Origin of the sequence: Streptomyces sp. NPDC002734, assembly GCF_040295685.1 — a bacterium.
Taxonomy (GTDB): domain Bacteria; phylum Actinomycetota; class Actinomycetes; order Streptomycetales; family Streptomycetaceae; genus Streptomyces.
The window spans coordinates 117,243-141,504 of the sequence record NZ_JBEOVU010000003.1 but is presented as its reverse complement, the minus strand read 5'-3'; the positions used below and the strand labels follow the sequence as shown (position 1 = coordinate 141,504).

Annotated in this window: 16 protein-coding genes; 8 read left to right on the top strand and 8 right to left on the bottom strand. The window is 73.1% G+C overall.

What is annotated here, in order from left to right:
- Positions 1 to 320: 320 nt before the first annotated feature.
- Together ABT026_RS03960 and ABT026_RS03955 are read left to right on the top strand one after the other, a co-directional pair.
- Positions 321 to 1,970 (top strand): M4 family metallopeptidase, encoded by a 1,650-nt coding sequence (locus tag ABT026_RS03960; RefSeq protein ID WP_351111878.1) that lies wholly within the window; start codon positions 321 to 323, stop codon positions 1,968 to 1,970.
- Positions 1,971 to 2,058: 88 nt separating this feature from the next.
- A complete protein-coding gene (locus ABT026_RS03955) occupies positions 2,059 to 2,571 on the top strand; it encodes a DUF1990 domain-containing protein (protein ID WP_351111876.1) in 513 nt (170 codons plus the stop codon).
- Positions 2,572 to 2,786: 215 nt separating this feature from the next.
- Here ABT026_RS03955 and glgP read toward each other — a convergent pair whose 3' ends face one another.
- Positions 2,787 to 5,411: an alpha-glucan family phosphorylase gene (gene glgP / locus ABT026_RS03950; protein ID WP_351111874.1), complete on the bottom strand. Its 2,625-nt coding sequence runs from the start codon at positions 5,409 to 5,411 to the stop codon at positions 2,787 to 2,789.
- 428 nt (positions 5,412 to 5,839) lie between these two features.
- On the opposite strand from glgP, the gene ABT026_RS03945 reads away from it, so the two are divergent.
- The 4 genes from ABT026_RS03945 (at position 5,840) to glgB (ending at position 14,172) form a co-directional block, all read left to right on the top strand.
- Positions 5,840 to 8,425: an alpha-1,4-glucan--maltose-1-phosphate maltosyltransferase gene (locus ABT026_RS03945; RefSeq protein WP_502967893.1), complete on the top strand. Its 2,586-nt coding sequence runs from the start codon at positions 5,840 to 5,842 to the stop codon at positions 8,423 to 8,425.
- Positions 8,422 to 10,137 carry a maltose alpha-D-glucosyltransferase gene (gene treS, locus ABT026_RS03940; protein WP_351111872.1) on the top strand — a complete coding sequence of 572 codons (1,716 nt, stop codon included), beginning with the start codon at positions 8,422 to 8,424 and terminating at the stop codon, positions 10,135 to 10,137. Before ABT026_RS03945 ends, treS begins: the two co-directional genes overlap by 4 nt.
- 95 nt (positions 10,138 to 10,232) lie before the next feature.
- Positions 10,233 to 11,633 (top strand): maltokinase N-terminal cap-like domain-containing protein, encoded by a 1,401-nt coding sequence (locus ABT026_RS03935; protein ID WP_351111870.1) that lies wholly within the window; start codon positions 10,233 to 10,235, stop codon positions 11,631 to 11,633.
- A 157-nt stretch (positions 11,634 to 11,790) separates the two neighbouring features.
- Entirely contained in the window at positions 11,791 to 14,172 is a 2,382-nt protein-coding gene (glgB, locus tag ABT026_RS03930; protein WP_351111868.1) for a 1,4-alpha-glucan branching enzyme, read from the top strand.
- Positions 14,173 to 14,233: 61 nt separating this feature from the next.
- On the opposite strand, the gene ABT026_RS03925 is transcribed toward glgB, so the two are convergent.
- From ABT026_RS03925 to ABT026_RS03910, 4 genes are all read right to left on the bottom strand, one after another.
- Positions 14,234 to 15,451 carry an NAD(P)/FAD-dependent oxidoreductase gene (locus ABT026_RS03925; RefSeq protein WP_351111866.1) on the bottom strand — a complete coding sequence of 406 codons (1,218 nt, stop codon included), beginning with the start codon at positions 15,449 to 15,451 and terminating at the stop codon, positions 14,234 to 14,236.
- Positions 15,451 to 15,660, bottom strand: a complete 210-nt coding sequence (locus ABT026_RS03920; RefSeq protein WP_351111864.1) for a ferredoxin — start codon at positions 15,658 to 15,660, stop codon at positions 15,451 to 15,453. The genes ABT026_RS03925 and ABT026_RS03920 overlap by 1 nt, the downstream gene beginning before the upstream one ends.
- Before the next feature lie 67 nt (positions 15,661 to 15,727).
- Positions 15,728 to 16,618 carry a pyridoxamine 5'-phosphate oxidase family protein gene (locus tag ABT026_RS03915; protein ID WP_351111862.1) on the bottom strand — a complete coding sequence of 297 codons (891 nt, stop codon included), beginning with the start codon at positions 16,616 to 16,618 and terminating at the stop codon, positions 15,728 to 15,730.
- Between the two features lie 38 nt (positions 16,619 to 16,656).
- Complete coding sequence (locus tag ABT026_RS03910) at positions 16,657 to 17,112, bottom strand: VOC family protein (protein WP_351111860.1); 456 nt, start codon at positions 17,110 to 17,112, stop codon at positions 16,657 to 16,659.
- A 176-nt stretch (positions 17,113 to 17,288) separates the two neighbouring features.
- On the opposite strand from ABT026_RS03910, the gene ABT026_RS03905 reads away from it, so the two are divergent.
- Positions 17,289 to 17,855, top strand: a complete 567-nt coding sequence (locus tag ABT026_RS03905; protein WP_351112183.1) for a CGNR zinc finger domain-containing protein — start codon at positions 17,289 to 17,291, stop codon at positions 17,853 to 17,855.
- A gap of 242 nt (positions 17,856 to 18,097) precedes the next feature.
- Here the strand turns inward: ABT026_RS03905 and ABT026_RS03900 are convergent, their stop codons facing one another.
- Positions 18,098 to 20,395 (bottom strand): HelD family protein, encoded by a 2,298-nt coding sequence (locus tag ABT026_RS03900; RefSeq protein WP_502967892.1) that lies wholly within the window; start codon positions 20,393 to 20,395, stop codon positions 18,098 to 18,100.
- 181 nt (positions 20,396 to 20,576) lie between these two features.
- A complete protein-coding gene (locus tag ABT026_RS03895) occupies positions 20,577 to 22,013 on the bottom strand; it encodes a cation:dicarboxylate symporter family transporter (RefSeq protein ID WP_351111858.1) in 1,437 nt (478 codons plus the stop codon).
- Positions 22,014 to 22,185: 172 nt separating this feature from the next.
- Here ABT026_RS03895 and ABT026_RS03890 point away from each other — a divergent pair, with 172 nt between their 5' ends.
- Positions 22,186 to 22,827 (top strand): helix-turn-helix domain-containing protein, encoded by a 642-nt coding sequence (locus ABT026_RS03890; protein ID WP_351111856.1) that lies wholly within the window; start codon positions 22,186 to 22,188, stop codon positions 22,825 to 22,827.
- A 58-nt stretch (positions 22,828 to 22,885) separates the two neighbouring features.
- Here the strand turns inward: ABT026_RS03890 and ABT026_RS03885 are convergent, their stop codons facing one another.
- Positions 22,886 to 23,911 carry an ATP-dependent 6-phosphofructokinase gene (locus ABT026_RS03885; protein WP_351111854.1) on the bottom strand — a complete coding sequence of 342 codons (1,026 nt, stop codon included), beginning with the start codon at positions 23,909 to 23,911 and terminating at the stop codon, positions 22,886 to 22,888.
- Positions 23,912 to 24,262: the final 351 nt, after the last annotated feature.

The following is a 24,262-nucleotide window of genomic DNA, read 5'->3' as shown; positions in this document are numbered from 1 at the left end:
GCCCGCCCGCCCTGCTGCCGCAGGGGCCGGGCCAGCGGCGGGGTCCGGCTCTTTGATCTTCCTTTGCGTCGGACCGGGCCGCTCTTGGTTGCGGCTTTACCGATCACCGCCCCGTGTCACACCACCGAAACATTCATCTGCCTGCCACTTTCCGGCCAACCTGACCTCGCGGTCATGACATGTACGCGCCCTCGGTGTCACAGTTCCACCGCAGCCCGCTGCACCAGCACCACCGCAGCTCCCGCCTTGCCTTCCCCCTGCAAGCCGTCCGGATCGGCCCGACCCCGGCCGCCGCCCGGACATCCACACAAGGAGATCGCGTGTCCGCCTTCTACGCGCGTCGCACCGCGATGGCCGCTGCCATCGCCCTCGCCACCGGCTCCCTGCTCGTCACCGCCGGCACCGCCACCGGAGCTCCCGCCCCCGCCGCGGGCTCCGCGCAGACCGCGGCCGTCCCCGCCGCGATGCCGGTGCAGCTGTCCCCCGCCGCCCGCACCGCCCTGCTGAAGGCGGCCGAGGCCCGCACCGCCGACACGGCCGAGAAGATCGGCCTGGGCGCCGAGGAGAAGCTGGTCGTCCGGGACGTGGTCCAGGACGGCGACGGCTCGGTGCACACCCGCTACGAGCGCACCTTCGGCGGCCTCCCGGTCCTCGGCGGCGACCTCGTCGTCCACACCTCGGGCGCCGGCAAGCACCTGGGCGTCACCAAGAACGTCAAGGCCGAGATCAAGGCCGACCTGACCGCCGAGGTCTCCGCGGCCAAGGCGAAGAGCCAGGCGCTCTCCGCCTCCGAGGCCGCCGACGCCGAGAAGTCGGCCGTCGAGTCCTCCCGCAAGGTGGTCTGGGCCGCCGACGGCGCGCCGAGACTGGCCTACGAGACGGTGGTCGGCGGTCTGCAGGCCGACGGCACCCCCAACGAGCTCCACGTGATCACCGACGCCGTCTCCGGCGAGAAGATCGCCGAGTTCCAGGGCGTGCACACCGGCACCGGCAAGACCATGTACTCCGGCAGCGTCACGCTGAACACCACGCTCTCCGGCTCGACGTACCAGCTGACCGACGCCACCCGCGGCGGCCACAAGACGTACAACCTGGCCCGTGCCACCTCCGGCACCGGCACCCTGTTCACCGACGCGGACGACGTCTGGGGCACCGGCGCCGCCTCCAGCGCCACCACCGACCAGACCGCCGCCGCGGACGCCGCCTACGGCGCCCAGATGACCTGGGACTTCTACAAGAACACCTTCGGCCGCACCGGCATCAAGAACGACGGCAAGGCCGCCTACTCCCGGGTCCACTACGGCAGCGCCTACGTCAACGCCTTCTGGCAGGACTCCTGCTTCTGCATGACCTACGGCGACGGCTCGGGCAACACCCACCCGCTGACCTCGCTGGACGTGGCCGCCCACGAGATGAGCCACGGCGTCACCTCGGTCACCGCCAAGCTCACCTACAGCGGCGAGTCCGGCGGCCTCAACGAGGCCACCTCGGACATCCTGGCCACCGGCACCGAGTTCTACGCCGCCAACGCCACCGACGCCGGCGACTACCTCATCGGCGAGAAGATCAACATCAACGGTGACGGCACGCCGCTGCGCTACATGGACAAGCCCAGCAAGGACGGCGCCTCCGCCGACTACTGGTCCTCCAGCCTCGGCTCCAAGGACGTGCACTACTCGTCCGGCCCGGCCAACCACTTCTTCTACCTGCTCTCCGAGGGCAGCGGCGCCAAGACGATCAACGGCGTGAGCTACAACTCGCCGACCTACAGCGGCACCACGGTCTCCGGCATCGGTCGCGCCAAGGCGCTGCAGATCTGGTACAAGGCGCTGACGACCTACATGACGTCCAGCACCAAGTACGCGGGCGCCCGCACCGCCACGCTGAGCGCGGCCACCTCGCTGTACGGCTCGGGCAGCGCGGAGTACAACGCGGTGAACGCGGCCTGGGCCGCGATCAACGTCAAGTGACGCCGGTCGGGAACTGACCGAAAATCCTCGAACGACTGAGCGGCACCCGGGGGCATATGCCCCCGGGTGCCGCTTAGTCTTGGGCCTCATGTCGTTCACCTACGAGGACGTCGGCGCCACGCGTGACGGCGGCGTCCCCTGCCCGCCCGGCTTCCACTCCCTGCACGAGCGCACCCGGCTCGGCGAGGGCGAGGAGGTGTTCCGCCGCGCCGCCGAGGCCCTGACCACCTGGCGGATGCACCGCGAGATGGGCGTGGGGATCACCACCTCGGCCGAGCGGGCGGCGCCCGGGGTCGACGTCACGGTGACCCTGGCCGGCATCGTCCGGGCGCCCTGCCGGGTGGTGTGGACGGTGGACGAGCCGCGCCGCGTCGGCTGGGCCTACGGGACGCTGCCCGGCCACCCCGAGAGCGGTGAGGAGGCCTTCGTGGTCAGCCGCACCGGCGACGGCACCGTCTGGCTCACCGTCACCGCGTTCTCCCGCCCCGCCAAGTGGTACGCCAGGGCCGGCGGACCGGCGACCCGCGGCTTCCAGCACGCCTATGCCCGGCGCTGCGGCGTGGTGCTGCGCCGCCTCGCCGACCCGCCGGCCGAGTTCTGAGCCGACCGCGCCGTCCGGGTTCTGAGCCGACCGCGCCGTCCGGGTTCTGAGCCGACCGCGCCGTCCGGGTTCCGGTCCGCCCCGCCGACGCGGCGCCCACCCACCGACGCGGCACCGTGGGGCCGACGCGGTGCCCGCCCGCCGACACGGTGCCGACCCGCCCGCGCAAGGGCCGAGGGGCCGCGCGGCGCCGCCGGGCGCCGCGCGGGGACCCGTCAGCGCATGAGCACCCCGGCCGCCTCCACCATTTCCTCGGCGGGCAGCGCGACCAGCCCCAGCTCCGCGCCCGAGGCGAGCAGCCGGTGCGCGGGCAGCACCCGCACCGTGTAGCCGAACGGTCCCGTGCGGTCCAGGGTCAGCGGGCCCTCGTAGACCCAGTTCCCCTCCGTGTCGGGCCCGTTGGACGCCGGCTTGAGCGGGACCGTGGTCGGGGCGGTGAGCCGGTCCTCGGCGTCGACCCGGCCCGCCGCGGCCTGCACCTCGACGTCCTCCGGGGCGAGCCGGCCGAGCCCGACCCTGACCCGCAGGGTGAGCGTGGCGCCCAGCTCGGCGGTGGCCGTCGCGGACGAGGTCTCCACGTGGCCGACCCGCACGCCGGACCAGCCGCCGCGCACCCGCGCCTTCCACTCGCCGAGCTCGCGGGCCGCGTCCGCGTCCATCGCCCGGTGGGAGCGGGCGGCCGGGGCGTAGAGCCGCTCCACGTACTCCCGCACCATCCGGCCCGCCAGCACCTTGGGCCCCAGGTGGGTGAGGGTGCGGCGGACCATCTCGATCCAGCGGTCCGGCAGGCCGCTCGACCCGCCCTTCTCGTAGAACCGCGGGGTGACCCGGCGCTCCAGCAGGTCGTAGAGGGCCGCGGCCTCCAGGTCGTCACGCCGCTCGGGCCCGGTGCCGGTCCCGTCCGCGGTGGGGATCGCCCAGCCGAAGTCGCTCTGGTACCACTCGTCCCACCAGCCGTCGAGCACCGACAGGTTGAGGCAGCCGTTCAGCGCGGCCTTCATGCCGCTGGTGCCGCACGCCTCCAGCGGCCGCAGCGGGTTGTTCAGCCAGATGTCGCAGCCCGGGTAGAGCTTCTGGGCCATCCCCATGCCGTAGTCGGGCAGGAAGACGATCCGGTGCCGCACCCGCGGGTCGTCGGCGAACCGCACCAGCTCCTGGATCAGCCGCTTGCCGCTCTCGTCGGCCGGGTGGGCCTTGCCCGCGACCACCAGCTGCACCGGCCGTTCCGGGTGGAGCAGCAGCGAGCGCAGCCGGTCGTGGTCGCGCAGCATCAGGGTGAGTCGCTTGTACGAGGGCACCCGGCGGGCGAAGCCGATGGTCAGCACGTCCGGGTCGAGGACGCCGTCGATCCAGCCGAGCTCCGCGTCGCCCGCGCCGCGCTGGCGCCAGGAGTCGCGCAGCCGCCGCCGCACCTCGTCGACCAACTGGGCGCGCAGCGAGCGGCGCAACTGCCAGATCTCGTCGTCGGAGACGTCCGTGACGGCGTCCCACCGCTCGGAGCCGCCGACGCTCAGCGCCTCCTCGGCCCGCCGCTCCCCGACGCCGCGGGCACCCATCCTGAGCACCTCGGGCGCCACCCAGGTCGGCGCGTGGACGCCGTTGGTGACGGAGGTGATCGGGACCTCCTCGGGGTCGAATCCCGGCCAGAGTCCGGCGAACATCTCGCGGCTGACCTTGCCGTGCAGCACGGAGACGCCGTTGGCCCGCTGGGCCAGGCGCAGGCCCATCACCGCCATGTTGAAGACGCCAGGGTCGCCGCCCGGGTAGGTCTCCGCGCCGAGCCGCAGCACCCGGTCGACGTCGACGTGGGGCAGCTCGGCGTCCTGCCCGAACTGCCGGGCGACCAGGTTGCGGTCGAAGCGGTCGATGCCGGCCGGGACGGGGGTGTGGGTGGTGAAGACCGTGCCGGCCCGCACCGACTCCAGCGCGGAGTCGAAGTCCAGTCCCTCACTCACCAGTTCGTGGATGCGCTCCAGGCCGAGGAAGCCGGCGTGGCCCTCGTTGGTGTGGAACACCTCGGGTGCGGGGTGGCCGGTGAGCTCGCAGTACGCGCGCACCGCCCGGACACCTCCTATGCCCAGGAGCATCTCCTGCAGCAGCCGGTGCTCGCTGCCACCGCCGTACAGACGGTCGGTGACGCCCCGTTCGCCGGCGCCGTTGTCCTCGACGTCGGAGTCGAGCAGCAGCAGCGGCACCCGGCCGACCTGGGCGACCCAGATCCGGGCCCGCAGCGACGTGCCGCCGGGCAGGGCGAGCGAGACGTGCGCGGTGGAACCGTCGGGCCGGGCGAGCGGGGTGAGCGGCAGCTCGTGCGGGTCGAGGACCGGGTAGTGCTCCTGCTGCCAGCCGTCACGGGAGAGCGACTGCCGGAAGTAGCCGTGCCGGTAGAGGAGTCCCACGCCGATCAGCGGGACGCCCAGGTCGCTGGCGGCCTTGAGGTGGTCGCCGGCCAGGATGCCCAGGCCGCCGGAGTACTGCGGCAGCGCCGCGGTGATGCCGAACTCCGGTGAGAAGTAGGCCACCGCCGCGGGCAGCGAGCCGGACTGCTCCTGGTACCAGCGGGGCCCGCCGGTGTACTCGGCCAGGTTCTCGGCGGCCGCGGACAGCCGGGCCAGGAACTCTCCGTCCTGGGCCAGCTCGGCGAGCCGGGCGGGCGGGACGCTGCCCAGCAATCGCACCGGATCGTCGCCGCAGGCCGCCCAGCGTTCGGGGTCCACGGACCGGAAGAGGTCGCGGGTCTCGGCGTGCCACGACCAGCGCAGATTTCGCGCCAGATCGCTGAGTGGCCGCAGGGGTTGGGGGAGGACGGGACGGACGGTGAATCGACGGATCGCCTTCACGTTTCCACCTCGGCTGGGCGTGCGGAAAAAATGGGGGACACATCCGCACGAATGCGTCCCCGTCGTCACCCCTGACGGTATCCGCGTACGGGCGGATCAACCACGGCGTGCGGGTTCACCGGCGTGCCGCCGGGGCATACGGCGCACGACACGCGGCGCGGCCGGGTGAAATACCCGCCGCTCAGGGGGGAATACGTCGATGGATGTACAAGTCCGGATCGTAGCGATCGGGTACGAGACCGGTCTTGTGCTCCCGGATACGCATGAGTAGTTAACAAAGCGCCGGATTGCTCACCCGAAGAGGGTGGGAAGGCTCCCCCGGTACCCCCCGTTCGGTGGCACTCGCGGGAACCACCCTCGCCTTCCTCCCGCACCACCCGATCAGCATCTCCCCATCCGCCCACCCACGTTGACGCGGAGGAGTGGTCATGCCCGCCACATCTCGTCCGACGGCCCGTCCGCAGGAGCCGGACGCCGCAGCCCGCCCCCGGCCGCAGCCACCAGGCGACGCCCCGGCGTCCGACGGCGCCGCCCCGGCGCACACCCCGCCCGCGCGCGCCGGGGGCGCGACCCCACCGGAGGATCCCGCCCCGCAGCACGGCCCCGCCGGGGACGGCACGGCCGAGGGCCGGGCCGCCGCCCACCCCGGTGAGGACGAACCCTCCGACACGACCCGGAACCCGATGAACAGCAAGGACGGCAAGGACAGCAGGAACGGCAAGGACGGCAAGGACGGCAAGGACATGAAGGGCTGGCGGAAGGGCGTCGCCAAGGCCCCCGCCAAGTCCCAGGGCGGGACGCCCGGCAAGGCGCCCGCCAAGGCGACCGGCAAGGCGCCGGGCAGGTCCTCGAAGAAGCCCCCGGCGGCCAAGGATCCCGCGAGGGACACGGCCCAGGCCCCGGCCGCGGACACCGCGCCCGCGGGGACCGCCCCGGCGCCGGAGGGGACGCCCCGCTCCCGCAGGACCCCCGCCCGGACCCCGCGTCCCCTCGCCCCCGCGGCGACCGTGGGGCGCATACCCGTGGAGGACGTCCGTCCCCGCGTGGCCGACGGCCGGCGTCTCGCCAAGGCGGTGGTCGGCGAGAGCTTCGAGGTCACCGCCACCGTCTTCCGCGAGGGGCACGACGCCGTCGCCGCCAACGTGGTGCTGATCGACCCGGACGGCACGCCCGGCCCGTGGACGCCGATGCGCGAGGTCGCCCCCGGCACCGACCTGTGGGCCGCCACCGTCACCCCCGACCGCACCGGCCGCTGGAGCTTCGTCGTCGAGACCTGGAGCGACCCGGTGGCCACCTGGCGGCACGCCGCCCGCATCAAGATCCCGGCCGGCATCGACACCCACCTGGTGCTGGAGGAGGGCGCGCGCCTCCACGAGCGGGCCGCCGAGGGCGTCCCCGAGGGCCCGGCCCGCCGGGCCGTGCTGGCCGCGGTGGACGCGCTGCGCGACGGGGACCGGCCGGTGGCCTCCCGCCTGGCGGCCGCCCTGGCCCCCGAGGTGACCGCGGCCCTGGACGGCCACCCGCTGCGTGAACTGGTCACCGCCTCCGACGCGCTGCCGCTGCTGGTGGAGCGGGAGCGGGCGCTGTACGGCTCCTGGTACGAGTTCTTCCCGCGCTCCGAGGGCGCCGTGGTGCCGCAGGACGGGCCGCCGGTCAGCGGTACCTTCCGCACCGCCGCCGAGCGGCTGCCGGCCGTCGCGGCGATGGGCTTCGACGTCGTCTACCTCCCGCCGATCCATCCCATCGGCCGCACCCACCGCAAGGGCCCCAACAACACCCTCTCCGCGCACGAGTGGGACGTCGGCGTGCCGTGGGCGATCGGTTCGCAGGAGGGCGGGCACGACGCGGTCCACCCGGACCTGGGCACGATCGAGGACTTCGACGCCTTCGTGGCGAGGGCGTCGGAACTGGGGCTGGAGATCGCGCTGGACTTCGCCCTTCAGTGCTCGCCGGACCATCCGTGGGTGGAGAAGCATCCGGAGTGGTTCCACCACCGTCCCGACGGGTCGATCGCGTACGCGGAGAACCCGCCGAAGAAGTACCAGGACATCTACCCGATCGCCTTCGACCACGACATGCCCGGGCTGGTCGAGGAGACCGTGCGCGTCCTGCGGTTCTGGATGGACCACGGGGTGCGGATCTTCCGCGTCGACAACCCGCACACCAAGCCGGTCGTCTTCTGGGAGAAGGTCATCGGCGAGATCAACGCCGCCGACCCCGACGTCGTCTTCCTGGCCGAGGCCTTCACCCGCCCCGCCATGATGCGCGCCCTCGCCCAGACCGGGTTCCAGCAGTCGTACACGTACTTCACCTGGCGCAACACCAAGGAGGAGCTCACCGACTACCTCTCGGAGCTGAGCGGGGAGACGGCGCCGTACCTGCGCCCGAACCTGTTCGTGAACACCCCCGACATCCTGCACGCCTACCTCCAGCAGGGCGGGCGGCCCGCCTTCGAGGTCCGCGCGATCCTGGCGGCCACCCTCTCCCCCGCCTGGGGCGTCTACGCGGGCTACGAGCTCTGCGAGAACACCCCAGTGCGCGAGGGCAGCGAGGAGTACCTGGACTCGGAGAAGTACCAGCTGCGCCCCCGTGACTGGGAGGCCGCCGAGCGGGAGGGCCGCACCATCGCCCCCCTGCTGGCCCGGCTGAACGAGATCCGCCGCACCAGCCCCGCCCTGCGCCACCTGCGCAACCTGCGCTTCCATCACGCCGACAAGGACGAAGTTATCGTCTACTCCAAGCGGCACGGCTCGAACACGGTTCTGGTGGTGGCCAACCTGGACCCGCACCACACCCAGGAGGCCACGGTGTCGTTGGACATGCCGCAACTCGGCCTGGACTGGCACGAGTCGGTTCCGGTGCGCGACGAGCTCACCGGCGAGACCTATCACTGGGGCAGGGACGCCTATGTACGCCTCGGACCCGGGGGAGCACATGTGCTGACCGTCGGCGCCGGTGGCGACGGGGCCCTGCGACCGTCCTCACCGCAGATCGGAGGGTCACCCACCACATGATCGTCAACGAGCCCGTCCCGGACAAGTTCGAGGACACCCCCGCCCGCGACCGAGATCCCGACTGGTTCAAGCGCGCCGTCTTCTACGAGGTCCTGGTCCGCTCCTTCCAGGACTCCAACGGCGACGGCGTCGGCGACCTCAAGGGCATCACCGCCAAACTCGACTACCTGCAGTGGCTCGGCGTGGACTGCCTCTGGCTCCCGCCGTTCTTCAAGTCACCACTACGGGACGGTGGTTACGACGTCTCCGACTACACGTCGGTGCTCCCGGAGTTCGGCGACCTGGCCGACTTCGTGGAGTTCGTGGACGCCGCCCACCAGCGCGGCATGCGCGTGATCATCGACTTCGTCATGAACCACACCAGCGACCAGCACCCGTGGTTCCAGGAGTCCCGCAAGGACCCCGACGGCCCGTACGGCGACTACTACGTCTGGGCCGACGACGACAAGCAGTACCAGGACGCCCGGATCATCTTCGTCGACACCGAGACGTCCAACTGGACCTTCGACCCGGTCCGCAAGCAGTACTACTGGCACCGGTTCTTCTCCCACCAGCCGGACCTCAACTACGAGAACCCGGCCGTGCAGGAGGAGATCATCTCCGCGCTGCGGTTCTGGCTGGACCTGGGCATCGACGGGTTCCGGCTCGACGCGGTGCCCTACCTGTACCAGCGGGAGGGCACCAACTGCGAGAACCTGCCGGCCACGCACCAGTTCCTGAAGCGGGTGCGCAAGGAGATCGACGCGCACTACCCGGACACCGTGCTGCTGGCCGAGGCCAACCAGTGGCCCGAGGACGTCGTCGACTACTTCGGCGACTTCGCCTCCGGCGGCGACGAGTGCCACATGGCGTTCCACTTCCCGGTGATGCCGCGCATCTTCATGGCGGTGCGCCGGGAGTCGCGCTACCCGGTGTCCGAGGTCCTCGCGAAGACGCCGGCGATCCCCCAGAACTGCCAGTGGGGGATCTTCCTGCGCAACCACGACGAGCTGACCCTGGAGATGGTCACCGACGAGGAACGCGACTACATGTACGCGGAGTACGCCAAGGACCCGCGGATGCGGGCCAACATCGGCATCCGCCGCCGTCTCGCGCCCCTCCTCGACAACGACCGTAACCAGATCGAACTGTTCACCGCCCTGCTGCTCTCGCTGCCGGGATCGCCGGTGCTCTACTACGGCGACGAGATCGGGATGGGCGACAACATCTGGCTCGGCGACCGCGACGGGGTGCGCACCCCCATGCAGTGGACGCCGGACCGCAACGCCGGGTTCTCCTCCTGCGACCCCGGCCGGCTCTACCTGCCGACCATCATGGACCCGGTCTTCGGCTACCAGGTGGCCAACGTCGAGGCGTCGATGGCGTCGCCGTCGTCGCTGCTGCACTGGACCCGTCGGATGATCGAGATCCGCAAGCAGAACCCGGCCTTCGGGCTGGGCGCGTACACCGAACTCCCGTCCTCCAACCCGGCGGTGCTCGCGTTCCTGCGTGAGTACGAGGACGACACGGTGCTGTGCGTGCACAACTTCTCCCGCTTCGCCCAGCCCACCGAGCTGGACCTGCGGGAGTTCGCCGGCCTGCACCCGGTGGAGCTCATCGGCGGGGTCCGCTTTCCGGCCATCGGCGAACTGCCGTACCTGCTGACCCTGGCGGGCCACGGCTTCTACTGGTTCCGGCTCCGTGAGGATCCGGCGGACAAGGGCCCGGCGTAACCGGCCAGTTCCGTCGCGAGGCGGTTTCGGCCGCCTCGCGACGGGCACGCGAAAACACCCGCTCCCCCGTCCCGAAGGGGAAAGGACGCGCCGCCATGTCGGAAGCCTCGCCGTACGCCCCCGCCCGCTCCACCCTGCCCGAGCAGGACCTCTCGGCCTCGCTGGAGCCGCTGCTGCTCGAGTGGCTGCCCCGCCGCCGCTGGTTCGCCGGGAAGGGCAACGCGCTCTCCCACCTGACCGTGGTGGCCGAGACCGAACTGCTGCCGCTGCCCGCCACCGGCAACCAGCCCGGGCTGCTGCACCTGCTGGTCCGCGCGGGACGACATCCCGGCGACTGCTACCAGTTGCTGCTGGGCGTCCGCCGCACCCTGCCGCCCCACCTGGCCCCCGCCCTGATCGGACGGCTGCACCACGGACCGTTCGCCGGGGCCACGGTCTACGACGCGCTGCACGACCCGCGGGCCACCGGGCTGCTGCTGGAGGCGCTGCGCAGCCGTGCCCGGGTCGGCGGGTTGCGCTTCGAACGCGAGGGTGAGCAACCGTTACCTCTGGACGCCGCGCCGCGGCTGGTCACCTCGGAGCAGTCCAACTCCTCCGTGGTCTACGGCGAATCGTTGATCCTCAAGCTGCTGCGCCGGGTCACCCCCGGGATCAATCCGGACCTGGAGCTCCCGCTGGCGCTGGCCCGCGAGGGCTGCGCCCGGGTGCCCGCGCCGGCCGGCTGGCTGACCGCCCACCTGCCGGGCGAGCCGGAGCCGTACGTGCTGGCGGTCCTCCAGCCCTTCCTGCGCGGCGCCGACGACGGATGGCAGCTGGCGCTGGCCCGGCTGGCCGAGGACCGGGACTTCAGCGGCGAGGCCCGCGCCCTGGGCCGCGCCACCGCCGAGGTGCACCTCTCGCTGGCCCGCGCCCTGCCCACCGTCACCCTGGGCCGGGCCCAGCTCGCGCAGATGGTCGAGGGGATGTGCGACCGGCTGGACGCCGCGGTCCACGCGGTGCCCGCCCTGCTCCCGTACGCGGACGGTCTGCGCTCCGCGTACACCGCGCTGGCCGACCTGGCCTCGGAGGGCCGCACCTGGACCGCCCAGCGGATCCACGGCGACCTGCACCTGGGCCAGTGCCTGCGCACCCCGGACGGCGAGTGGTCGCTGATCGACTTCGAGGGCGAGCCGTCGCGGCCGCTGGCCGAGCGGCGCCTGGAGCAGCCCGCGGTGCGGGACGTCGCCGGGATGCTCCGGTCCTTCGACTACGCGGCGCACTCCGGGCGCCCCTGGCCGCCGGGCTGGGCGGACGCCTGCCGGTCCGCGTTCTGCACCGGGTACGCCGAGGCGTCCGGCCACGACCCGCGCACCGACCCGGTGATGCTGCGGGCCTGCGAGACCGAGAAGGCCGTCTACGAGGTGGTCTACGAGGCCCGGCACCGGCCGGACTGGCTGCGGGTGCCGCTGGCCGCGATACAGCGCCTGGCCGCCGGGGCCGCCGGAGCGGTCCCGTGAGCCCCCGGCCGCGGCCCGCCGGGCCCGCGCCGCCCTGACCCCGTACCGGCCTGGCCCCGTACCGCCCGGCCACGTTCCGCCTGATCCCGTACGGCCTGGTCCTGTACCGCCTCACGCGTCGGACCGTCGCGTGTTCCCCCCGAGGAGGCCCCCTGTGGTGAAGCCCAGCCAACCGTCCACCCGTCCGACCTCCGGCCGGGAGCGGGCGGCCGCCGTCCGCAGGACGCCGGCCGCCAGGCCACCGCAGCAGCGCACCCCCGTGGACCGGCCCGACGGGCCGCCGCCCGCCGCCGCGCCGCGCCCCGCGCCGCTGGAGGTGGTCCCCGCGCCGTGTCCGCCCGAGGACCGCGAGCGGCTGCTGGCCGGCGCCCACCACGATCCGCACGGCGTGCTCGGCGCCCACCCGGCCGACGGCGGCACGGTGGTCCGCGCCCTGCGCCCGCACGCCCGCTCGGTCACCGTGGTCGCCGAGGGGCTGCGGGCCGAACTCCACGACGACGGCGACGGCTTCTTCTCCGGCCGCCTCCCGCTCGCCCACGACCAGCTCGCCGACGACCAGGGTGCGCCCGCCTACCGCCTGCTGGTCGGCTACGAGAGCGGCACGCACGAGACCGAGGACGCCTACCGCTTCCTGCCCTCCCTCGGCGACCTGGACCTCCACCTGATCGGCGAGGGCCGCCACGAGGAGCTGTGGAAGGCCCTCGGCGCGGAGCCCATGGTCCACCAGGGCGTCACCGGCACCCGTTTCACCGTCTGGGCGCCCAACGCCCGCGGCGTGCGGGTGACCGGCACCTTCAACTTCTGGGACGGCGTCGGGTTCCCGATGCGCTCGCTGGGCGCCACCGGCGTCTGGGAGCTGTTCGTCCCCGCGGTCGGCGAGGGCGAGCTCTACAAGTTCGAGATCACCCGCCCCGACGGCAGCCGCACCCTGCGCGCCGACCCGATGGCCCGCCGCACCGAGTGCCCGCCCGCCACCGCCTCCGTGATCACCTCCTCGGACTACGAGTGGGGCGACCGCGAGTGGCTGGAGCGGCGCGGCGCGGTCCCCGCCCACGAGGCGCCGTTGTCCGTCTACGAGGTGCACCTGCCGTCCTGGCGGCCGGGCCTCGGCTACCGGCAGCTCGCCGAGCAGCTGCCCGCGTACGTCGCGGAGCTCGGCTTCACGCACGTCGAGCTGATGCCGGTCGCCGAGCACCCGTTCGGCGGCTCCTGGGGGTACCAGGTCACCGGCTTCTACGCCCCCACGGCCCGGATGGGCACCCCGGACGACTTCAAGTACCTGGTCGACAGCCTGCACCGGGCCGGCATCGGCGTGATCATGGACTGGGTGCCCGCGCACTTCCCGCGCGACGCCTGGGCGCTGGCGGAGTTCGACGGCCGCCCCCTGTACGAGCACCCGGACCCGCAGCGGGCCGCCCACCCCGACTGGGGGACGCTGGAGTTCGACCTGGGGCGGCGCGAGGTGCGCAACTTCCTGGTCGCCAACGCCGTCTACTGGTGCGAGGAGTTCCACATCGACGGCCTGCGGGTGGACGCCGTCGCCTCGATGCTCTACCTCGACTACAGCCGCGAGGACGGGCAGTGGACGCCCAACGAGCACGGCGGCCGGGAGAACCTGGACGCGGTGGCCTTCCTCCAGGAGATGAACGCCACCGTCTACCGCCGGGTCCCGGGGGTGGTGACCATCGCCGAGGAGTCCACCGCGTGGGACGGCGTCACCCGCGCCACCCACCACGTCGGCCCGTCCGGTTTCGGCGGCCTCGGCTTCGGCCTGAAGTGGAACATGGGCTGGATGCACGACTCGCTGGAGTACATGGAGCGCGACCCCGTGCACCGGGCGTACCACCACGACCGGATCACCTTCTCGATGGTGTACGCGTACAGCGAGAACTACGTGCTGCCGATCTCGCACGACGAGGTGGTGCACGGCAAGCGGTCCCTGGTGTCGAAGATGCCGGGCGACTGGTGGCGGCAGCGGGCCGACCTGCGGGCGTACCTGGGCTTCATGTGGGCCCACCCCGGCAAGCAACTGCTCTTCATGGGGCAGGAGTTCGCGCAGGGCGCGGAGTGGTCGGAGGCACACGGCCCGGACTGGTGGCTGCTCGACCCGTCGTACGGGGCGGCGGCCGACCACCGCGGGGTGCGCGATCTGGTCGGCGACCTCAACGCGGTGTACCGGCGGACGCCGGCGCTGTGGCAGCGGGACGTCTCCCCGGACGGGTTCCGGTGGGTACTGGCGGACGGCGCGGGGGACAACGTGCTGGCGTTCCTGCGGTACGACGCGGAGGGGTCACCGCTGCTGGCGGTGTGCAACTTCTCCCCCGTGGTGCGGGAGGACTTCCGGGTGGGGGTCCCCGACGACGTCCCCGCGTGGACGGAGGTCCTCTGCACGGACGCGGCGCGCTACGGCGGCTCCGGCCTCTCCCCCACCGGCGACGCCGCCCCCGTGAAGCCGGAGCCCCAGCCCTGGCACGGCCTCCCCGCGAGCCTCCGCCTCACCCTGCCCCCGCTGTCCACGGTCTGGCTCACCCCGGCCTGACCACACGTCACCGCCCCGGCCGGTCCCACGGCCGGGGCGGTGACGTGCCCGGGGCGCTGCGTCACCAGTTCGCGGCGCCCACGCTTCGCGGCATCGCGGTCAGTTCGGCGCGGTAGGCGGCCAGCCTGGAGGTCCTTCCGGCCGTGAGCGCACCGACCAGCCGGCCCTCGCGGTGGTATGCGATCTCCAGCCGCCGCCTCGCGACGTCGTGCTCGAGGACCTCCACCTCGTCCGCCAGGGAGGGCAGGCCCACCGAGCGGAACCGGGCGCCGTGCAGGTCGGCCCAGAAGGACGGCACGGCCTCGTAGGGACCGGCCGTCTCCCCGAGGAGGAGGGTGGACGCGGCGGCCGCGCCCTGCGCGACGGCGTCGGCCCAGTGCCCCGTCGTCACGCGGGCACCGTCGGCCACGGCGTACGGCACGCCGGCCGCGTCCCCGGCCGCGACGACGCCGGGGGCCGGTGCACCGTCGCCGCGCAGTGCGCGCAGGAAGGGATCGCAGCAGACGCCTCCGTCCAGCAGGAGACCGGAGCCCGCCAGCCAGTCGGTCGCCGGGACCCCACCGAGCGCGAGGACCGCGGTGTCCGCGCGAACCGAGGAGGCGTCCGAGAGGTCCACCGCGGACAGCGAGCCGTCGGCGTCCGTACGGAACCCGGTGAGCCGGATGCCGGTGCGCACGGTGATCCCGGCCTCCCCCTGCAGGCCCGCGACGTAGGCGCCCGCCACGCGGCCGAGCGCTCGCGTCAGCGGCTGCTCCGCGGCCTCCACCAGGGTGACGGCCGTGCCACGGGCCCGGGCCGCCGCCGCGATCTCGCAGCCGAGGAAGCCTCCGCCCACCACCACCAGGGAGCGCCCTGCCCCCAGCCGGGCCCGCAGGGCGAGGGCGTCGTCCCAGCCGCGCAGGGTGAACACTCCATGCGGGGTGGGCCGGCCGGTGGGCGAGGTACGGGCGTGCGAGCCGGTGGCGACCACCAGCCCGTCGTAGTCGAGCCCCGTGCCGTCGGACAGCGTGACCCGGCGCTCGGAGGTGTTCAGGCCCACGGCCCGGCGGCCCAGCAGCCACCGGGCGTCAAGGCCGGCGGGCAGAGGCAGCCGGGGAAGCCCGGGCTCCTCCTCCTGCGCGAGCACGTCCTTGGACAGGGGAGGGCGGTCGTAGGGCGGGTGTGGCTCGGCCCCGACGATCGTCAGCGAGCCCGTCCAGCCCTCGGCCCGCAGTGTCCGCGCCGCGTGCAGCCCGGCCAGCGACGCTCCGACGACCACCACCCGCTCGGGCGCGCGCATCAGGGCGCCACCGGCGAGGGGGCGGGCACGACGGTGATCGCGCGTACCGGGCACAGGGCGGCGGCCCGCTCCGCCTGCCCCCGTTCCGCTTCGTCCGGGTGCTCCCGGTGGACGAGGTTCTCGTCGTCGTCGAAGGCGAAGATCTCGGGGGCGGCGAAGACGCACTGCCCGTGGTTCTGGCAGAGGTTCATGTCCACGGTGACGCGCATGACGGCGGCTCCGTTCGGTAGGAAGCGTGCTGGTGACGCAGGGAGGCGGGCGAGGGGGCGGGGTGGGTCACGGGTTGAAGCGGGAGTACTGCGGCGCCGACCACCGCAGCGGTGACCCTTCGGCCACCTCCCGCACCTCGGCCACGGAGAACTCCACCAGCCGCTGGGCGCCCGGGTGGCGGTCCGTTCCGCTCCCGTCCCAGACGGTGCGGGCGGTTCCGGTCAGGTGGAGCAGGGCGCCCGTCCCCCAGTCCGGGAACAGCAGGCCCGCCTCCGGCCTGAGGTGGAGGTTCCCGAGCGTCAGGAACATCGCGTTGCCCACGTAGTCGGGCCAGCGCAGCAGGGTGGGTGACAGTACCTGGACGAAACCGGGGTTGCCGCCCCGGTGCGAGGCGTCGGCGTCGCCACGCCCGGAGGCGGTGGCGACGAAGAAGGTGTCGGCGGCGGTGATCGCGGCCTGCTGCGCCGCGGTGAGGGCGGCCGTGGTGACCGCCGCTCGGGGCCGGGCGTGCGCGCGGCCCTCCATCTGCCGTTTCTGCAGGTACTTCGGACAGTTGGCGATCACCTGGTCCAGCGCGACGCGGAGCTCGTCGCCGTCGCGCCCGGCACGGCCGTTGACCCGCATCCTGCGGCGCGTCGCCGGTTCGACGGCGATCAGGCCGACCCGGACCGTCCGGCCGTCCGCGAAGGCGCCCGCCAACGGGTCCCCCGGCGACGCCCGCACGACGAGCGTCCGCGGATCGGGGACCCGCAGGAACCCCGCGGGTCCGGTGAGCAGCGTCGCCCAGATCCGGCCCGCCTCGTCCGCCGCGCCCAGCACGATCATCGGCTGTTCGGCCAGGAACGCACGGGCCACGGGCGGGACGGTGTCGCCGATGCCGCCCAGGGAGAAGGCCGCCTGGGCGGCGAGTCCCGCGCGCTCCTGCACGGCGAGTTCGCCGTGGTGGTAGCTGGGCACGACGTCTTCCTTTCTGCCGCGGGGCGGGAACGGCCGGTCTAGAAGAACCCGCAGGTCGGCGCGCCCGCGACGGGAGCGGCGGCCGCGTCGGCGCCGGTGGGCGCGTAGATCTCCAGCCGGATGCCGTCCGGGTCCGTGAAGAAGATGCCGCCGGAGGCCGCGCCCTCGCCGTGCGGGACGACACCGTCGTAGGCGAACTCGGCGCCCAGCGCCCGCAGCGCCTGTTCCGCCTCCCTGACCTCCTCGACGCTCTCCACCTGGAAGGACAGGTGGTGCAGCCCCGCGCGGTCGACGGCGAAGGCCCCTTCGCTCTGCTGCCACAGCGCCACCAGCAGCCGGCCGTCACGGCCGAGCAGGACCCAGCGGCGGTCTCCGTCCTTGCCCTCCTCCAGCACATCGAACCCGAAGAGCTCCCGGTAGAACCCGAGGGACCGCTCCAGGTCGGTGACGTTCAGCGCGACATGACCCGTCTGCAGGCTCTTGAAGGTTCCCATGATCGATCACACACCTCCGCACGAGGTTCCGAGCTGATCTCGTAACCACTGAACATGAAGTTAACGGTTAGTCAGCCACGGGTCAACTGGTCATCGCCGGATGACCGGTTATGCTCGGCGGAAGTCGAGGACCGGGACGAGAAGGAGCCGACGCCGTGGGAACGAACGAGGCAGCCCTGCCCGGAGCGCCGCCGCCGGACCCCCGGCCGCTGACCGGGGAACCGCTCGCCGTCGACCTCCTCAACACCCGCTGGATCGACGACGAGGGTTTCCACGACCTGCTGGACGACCTGGCCGGCACGGGCATCTGGCTGGCCTCGCAGGCGGACCGCCTCGACGGCGTGGCGGCCGCGCCCGACAGGGAGACGCGCGCCGCCCTGCTGACCGCCCGGGCCGCACTGGATCTGGCGGCCGCCGACCCCGCGCACCCGTCACCCGAGTCGGTCGCCGCCCTCAACGAGGTGCTGTCGCACGGCTGTCTGCGCCACGTCCTGCGTGTGGACGGCCCTGGCACCAGGGTCGAGGTGGACGAGCCGGCCTGGCTGCCGGCCTGGGCCGCGGCCGCCGACTGGCTGCGCCTCCTGGCGGACCGGCCGGACCGCATCCGGGCGTGCGCCAACCCCGAGTGCGTGCTGCACTTCCACGACGTCTCGAAGAACGGGACGCGCCGTTGGTGTTCCATGTCCGGCTGCGGCAACCGCGCCAAGGTGCGGCGCCACTACGCCCGCCACCGGCAGAGCTGAGGCGTCGCCCGGCCCGACGGGCGGGGGCGGGCGCCCGCGGATGCCGGGCCGCCGGACTGCCCGGCCGCCGGGCCTCCGGGCTGCCGACCCGCCGGGGCCGCCGGGTCCACCGGGGCCACCGGGGCCACCGGGGCCACCGGGGCCACCGGGGCCACCGGGCAGTCAGGCTGGCGGGCCGTCAGCCACCAGGCCGCCGACGGGACGGTCCCGGCCCGGGCCAGAACAATTCGTGCGCCCTCCCGTCACGTCCGGTCGAGGGCCCCGGACCTCTCCAACGCCTCCGGCAGCGCCGCGGCATGCACCACCGCGAGCCGCTGCGTCGCCCGGGTGAGGGCCACGTACAGGTCGCTCGGGCCGAAGGCGGCCGGTTCGACCACCACCACGGAGTCGAACTCCAGCCCCTTAGCCCCGCGCGGATCCACCAGCACGACCCGCCGGGTCAGGTCCGGCACCTCGGTGACCGGAACCCCCAGCGCCTCGCCGAGGTCCCCGTGCAGCTCCCGCGGCGCGATCACCGCGAGCCGCCCCTCCTCGGGGGCGAGGTCGCCCACCACCGAGGCGACCGCCCCCGGCAGCTCGCCGGCACCGCCCGCCGCGACGGCGAACGGCCGGATCCCCGTCTCCCGCACCGACCGCGGCGGTTCGAACGCGGGGTCGCCCGCCCGCACGACCGCCGCCGCGACCTCCATGATCTCCGCGGGCGTCCGGTAGTTGACGGACAGCCGCGTGTGCTCCCACCGGTCCTCGACGTAGGGGGCGAGGATCCGCTCCCAGGACCCCACTCCCGCCGCCTCCGCGGTCTGGGCGGGATCGCCCACCAGCGTCATCGCCCGCGTCGGGGACCTCCGCATCAGCAGCCGCCACGCCATCGGCGACAGCTCCTGCGCCTCGTCCACGATGATGTGCCCGAAGGCCCAGGTCCGGTCCGCCGCCGCCCGCTCCGCCGCGCTGCGGTGGTCGGCCTCCTCGTGCCGCTCGGCGAACCGCTCCGCGTCGATGATGTCCTGCGCGCCGAGCACCTCCGCGTCCTCGTCGTCCTTGTCCTCGAACTCGTAGGTGCGCGAGGCGTAGGCGACGTCCAGCACGCCCTGCGCGTAGGCGATCCGAGCCCGCTGCTCGCGCGCCGCCCGGTCCCGCGCCGCCCGGTCGTCCTCGCCGAGCAGCTCGGCCGCCTCGTCGAGGAGCGGCACGTCGGCGACCGTCCACCCGGTGGTCACCGGTCGCCGGACCGCCTCGGCGTCCTCGGGCGACAGGTAGCCGTCCGGCTCCGCCAGCAGCCGGGCCACCACCTGGCGCGGCGTGAGGACCGGCCACAGCTCGTCGATCGCGTCCCACACGGCCGGGTTGTCGGCCAGTTCGTCGCGGATCGCCGAGACGTCGCTGTCGTCCAGCAGGTTGGACCCGTCGTAGGGGTCGGTGCCGATCTGCTCGGCGACCAGCTCGGTGAGCGTGTTCAGCAGGTAGCCCTCGAAGTACTCCCGCGCCAGGTTGTGCGGCAGCCCCGTGGAGCGGGCGCGGTCGCGGGCGACCCGCACCAGGCCCTCGTCCAGCATCACCACCTGCCGGTCGTGCTCGACGGCGAGCACCGGGTCGGGCAGCCGCTCGTGGTCGCGCACCAGGCGCCGAAGCACCTCGGCCATCTCCGCGCGCCCCTTCACGGCCGCCGCGGCCGGGGTGTCGGCGGCCGTCGCCGTGACGCCGGGGAACAGCTCGCCCACGGTGGCCAGCAGCACGCCGGTCTCGCCCAGCGAGGGCAGCACCTCGCCGATGTAGCCGAGGAAGGCGGGGTTCGGGCCGACGATCAGCACCGCGCGCCGCGCCAGCAGTTCGCGGTGCTCGTAGAGCAGGAAGGCGGCGCGGTGCAGGGCCACCGCGGTCTTGCCGGTGCCCGGCCCGCCCTCGACCACCATCACCCCCTGGTGCGGGGCGCGGATGATGCGGTCCTGGTCGGCCTGGATGGTGCGCACGATGTCACCCATCCGGCCGGTGCGGGCCTGGTTGAGCGCGGCGAGCAGCACGGCGTCGCCGGTGGGGTCCTCGTGGCCGGTGCGGGTGGTGTCGCCGAGGTCGAGGATCTCGTCGTGCAGCGCGGTGACCGTGCGGCCCTCGCTGGAGATGTGGCGGCGGCGCCGCAGCCCCATCGGGGTGTGGCCGGTCGCCAGGTAGAACGGCCGCGCCACCTCGGCGCGCCAGTCGATCAGCAGCGGGGTGCGTTCCTCGTCGTCGGCCCGGATGCCGATACGGCCGATGTGGTGGGTGGCGCCGCCGGTGAGGTCGATCCGGCCGAAGCACAGCGCGCTGTCGACCGCGTCCAGAGCGGCGAGCAGCCCGGACCGCTCGGCGACCAGGATGTCCCGCTCCAGCCGGCCCTGCCGCGTGGTGTCCTCCTGCGACAGCGCCTCCTGGACGGCACGGTCCGCGTCCGCGCGCAGGGCCTCGACGTGCGCGTGGAGTCCGTCGACGAATTCCTGCTCGCGCCGCAATTCGAGGTCGTGGAATTCGTCGTCCCTGCCGTCGTGTGAATGTGCCGCGTTTGACAATGCCGCTCCCGCCCGGATATACTCTGCTCAGTGCACTTTTTCGTGACTTTCTGAAATAAGTCGCGAATGAACAAAGATAGACGACGAAAACCCCCGGAGACAATTCCCCGGGGGTTTTTCCGTGCGTCGTGACGTCACGCGGCGCCACTTGGCGTCGCGCCGCGGACGTCGGGCGACGGCGTCAGGACCTGGCGAGCGCCTTGTCGTCTCCGGCGGAGGCGGCGGGCGGTCCGGCCGTCCCGGCGGAGGCGTCGCGGCCGCCGTCGTGGCCTTCGCCGTCGTGGCCCTCGTGCCCGTCGAGCAGCGTGCGCTCGTCGAAGGGCAGCTCGCCGGCCAGGACCCGCTGGACCCGGTCCTTGTCGACCTCCTTGGTCCAGGTGCCGATCAGCAGCGTGGCGACCGCGTTGCCGGCGAAGTTGGTCAGGGCGCGCGCCTCGCTCATGAACCGGTCGATGCCGACGATCATGCCGACGCCGTCGACCAGGTCGGGCTTGTGCGACTGGAGCGCGCCCGCCAGCGTGGCCAGGCCCGCGCCGGTGACGCCCGCGGCGCCCTTGGAGGCCACCATCATGAAGAGCAGCAGGGTGATCTGCTGGCCGACCGTCATCGGGTCGCCCATCGCCTCGGCGATGAACAGCGAGGCCATCGTCAGGTAGATCATCGTGCCGTCGAGGTTGAAGGAGTAGCCGGTCGGCACCGTGATGCCGACGACCGGGCGGCTGACGCCCAGGTGCTCCATCTTGGCGATCAGCCGCGGCAGCGCCGACTCCGAGGACGAGGTCGAGAAGATCAGCAGGAACTCGCGGCCCAGGTACTTCAGCAGGCTGAACAGGTTGACCTTGGCGACGATCCGGACCAGCGCGCCGAGCACCACCAGCACGAACAGGGCACAGGTGAGGTAGAAGCCGATCATGATGGCCGCCAGCGCCTTCAGGGCGTCGACGCCGGTCTCGCCGACCACCGCCGCGATGGCGCCGAAAGCGCCCACCGGGGCCGCCCACATGATCATGGCGAGGATGCGGAAGACCAGCCGCTGGATGTGCTCGACGCCGCGCAGGATCGGCTCGCCGGAGCGGCCCATGGTCTGCAGCGCGAAGCCGGCCAGGAGGGCGACCAGCAGGGTCTGCAGGACGACGCCCTCGGTGAAGGCGGAGACCAGGGTGGTCGGGATGATGCCCAGCAGGAAGTCGGTCATCGTGGTCTCGCTGCCGGCCGCGGCCTGCTCCTGGCCGACACCCTTGGCCGCCTCGGTGAGCTCCACGCCGCCGCCCGGGTGGATGACGTTGCCGACGACCAGGCCGATGGCCAGCGCGACGAAGGACATCGTCACGAAGTAGCCGATGGCGAGGCCGCCCACCTTGCCGACCTTGGCCGCCTTCCGCACCGAACCGATGCCGAGCACGATGGTGCAGAAGATGATCGGCGAGATCATCATCTTGATCAGCCCGACGAACGCGGTGCCTATCGGCTTGAGTTCCTTGGCGACGTCGGGAGCCGTGAGGCCCAGGACGATGCCGAGGACCACCGCCACCACGACCGCCAGATAGAGGAAATGCGTGCGGTCCCGCCGGGGTTTCACGTCGGGTCCCGCCTGACCCGGGATGGTCGCGCCGGTCATGGACGGCCTCCTTGACAGCTCTGTCGGAAAAAAGTGTCCGACGATGCTTGCACATGGCATTCAGCTGCCGGTCGGCTTTCCGACGGCACAGGAGTCGTCAGATTTTCACGTAAAGTAATCAGATGTGAGCAAGCGGTGGTGAGCGGAATCGTGCCGCCCTACCGTCTGCAGCGTGCACAGATCTCCCTCCCCCGCCTTCGACGCCGCCGCCGCGCACCGCATCCGCACCGCCCTCGGGCTCGGGCCCGAGGAGATCGCCCACGGGATGCGCACCGCCTTCGGCCTGGGCCATGTGACGCCGGAACTGGTCACCGCCTGGGAGAAGGGTCAACCACAGCCCAGCAGGGACGAGTTGGCCGGACTGGCCGGGATGCTGTGGTGCTCCCCAGCCGACCTCGCGGGCCGGCCGCGCACGCTGCGCGAGCACCGTCTGGCCCGCGGACTCACGCCGGAGGAGGTGGCCGCGACGATCGGCATGGACGTGCTCGCCTACCTCCGCATGGAGCAGGAGAACGTCTGGCGCGGCGCCGACCGGCCGACCCAGGAGCTGCGCCGGCTGTTCCGGCTGGACCAGAGCGACCTGGTCGCGGTCAGCGGACGCAACGCGAAACTCTCACTGCTCCTGCGCGAGACATTCACCTCGCGGGGCGCCGGACCGGCGCGCGCGGTGGCCCGCACCGCCTCCCTGGACCGCCGGGTGGTCGACATCGCCCTGCGCCGGCTGCGCGCCGAGCACACCGCGGCACCCGACCCGGAGGTGTTCGCCTCCCACGCGGTGGACCACTTCTGGGAGGCGGTCCGGGCGAACGCCTGACGGTTCCCCGGACCGGCCGCCCGGTGTTCCGTGGCCGAGGGCTCGGAAGACCGAGAGGTCAGAAGACCGACTCGGCCTCCTCCATACGGCTCCTGGGCACGTGCTTGAGCTCGGCCGTGGCCTCGGCCAGCGGCACCATCACGATCTCGGTGCCGCGCAGCGCGGTCATCATGCCGGAGACCCCGCGGTGCGCCGCCTCCACCGCGTGCCAGCCGAAGCGGGTCGCCAGGACCCGGTCGTAGGCCGTGGGGGTCCCGCCGCGCTGGACGTGACCCAGGATCACCGGGCGGGCCTCCTTGCCCAGCCGCCGCTCGAGCTCGCGGGCCAGGGCGGTGCCGATGCCCTGGAAACGCTCGTGGCCGTACTGGTCGATCTCGCCCTTGCGGTAGTCCATGGTCCCCTCGGCCGGGTGCGCGCCCTCGGCCACGCAGATCACCGCGAACTTCTTGCCCCGGGCGAACCGCGCCTGCACCAGCTCGACCATGTCGGCCGGGTCGAACGGCCGCTCCGGCAGGCAGATGCCGTGCGCGCCGGCGGCCATGCCGGACTCCAGGGCGATCCAGCCCGCGTGACGGCCCATCACCTCGACGACCATCACCCGCTGGTGGGACTCGGCGGTGGTCTTCAGCCGGTCCATCGCCTCCGTCGCGACCGTCACGGCCGTGTCGAAGCCGAAGGTGCGGTCGGTGGAGGAGATGTCGTTGTCGATGGTCTTCGGCACGCCGACGATCGGCATGCCGGCCTCGGCGAGCATGCTGGCGGCCGTCAGGGTGCCCTCGCCGCCGATCGGGATCAGCACGTCGATGCCGAACCGGTTGGCGGTCTCGCGGACCTCGCGGCAGGCCTCCTGCAGCCGGGCCCGGGGCAGCCGGGAGGAGCCCAGTATCGTGCCGCCGCGGGCCAGGATGCCGCTGACCGCGTCCAGGTCGAGGGTGCGGAACCGCCCGTCGAGGAGGCCTTCGTAGCCGTCCTCGAAGCCGATGACCTCGTCGTCGTACTGGGAGATGGCGCGGTGCACCACGGAACGGATCACCGCGTTGAGGCCGGGGCAGTCGCCGCCGGCGGTAAGAACTCCGATGCGCATGCCGCTCCCGCGTCTCGCCTCTTCCGTCGGGCCCCGATTGTTCCACGCCCCGCCGGACCCCGCGCGCCGGCCCGGGCCGGACGGCCCGGCGGGGAGGGCACCGCCCCGCCCCCGCCCTGCCTCGCCCCGCGCGGCGGGAACGCGGCGGACACGCCGCGGACACGGGGCGAACGGGGCCCGGACACGGGGCGAACGGGGCGCGGACGGGGCGCGGGCACACCCGCCCGGCGTAGCAGCGCGGCCCCCCGGTACCCGGCCGGGGACGATGTTTGACAGGCTGGCCCAGAGGCACCGGAACGGGAACCACCACGCCGGCGGCGAGCCGCCGGCGCACCGAAGGCACAGGAACGG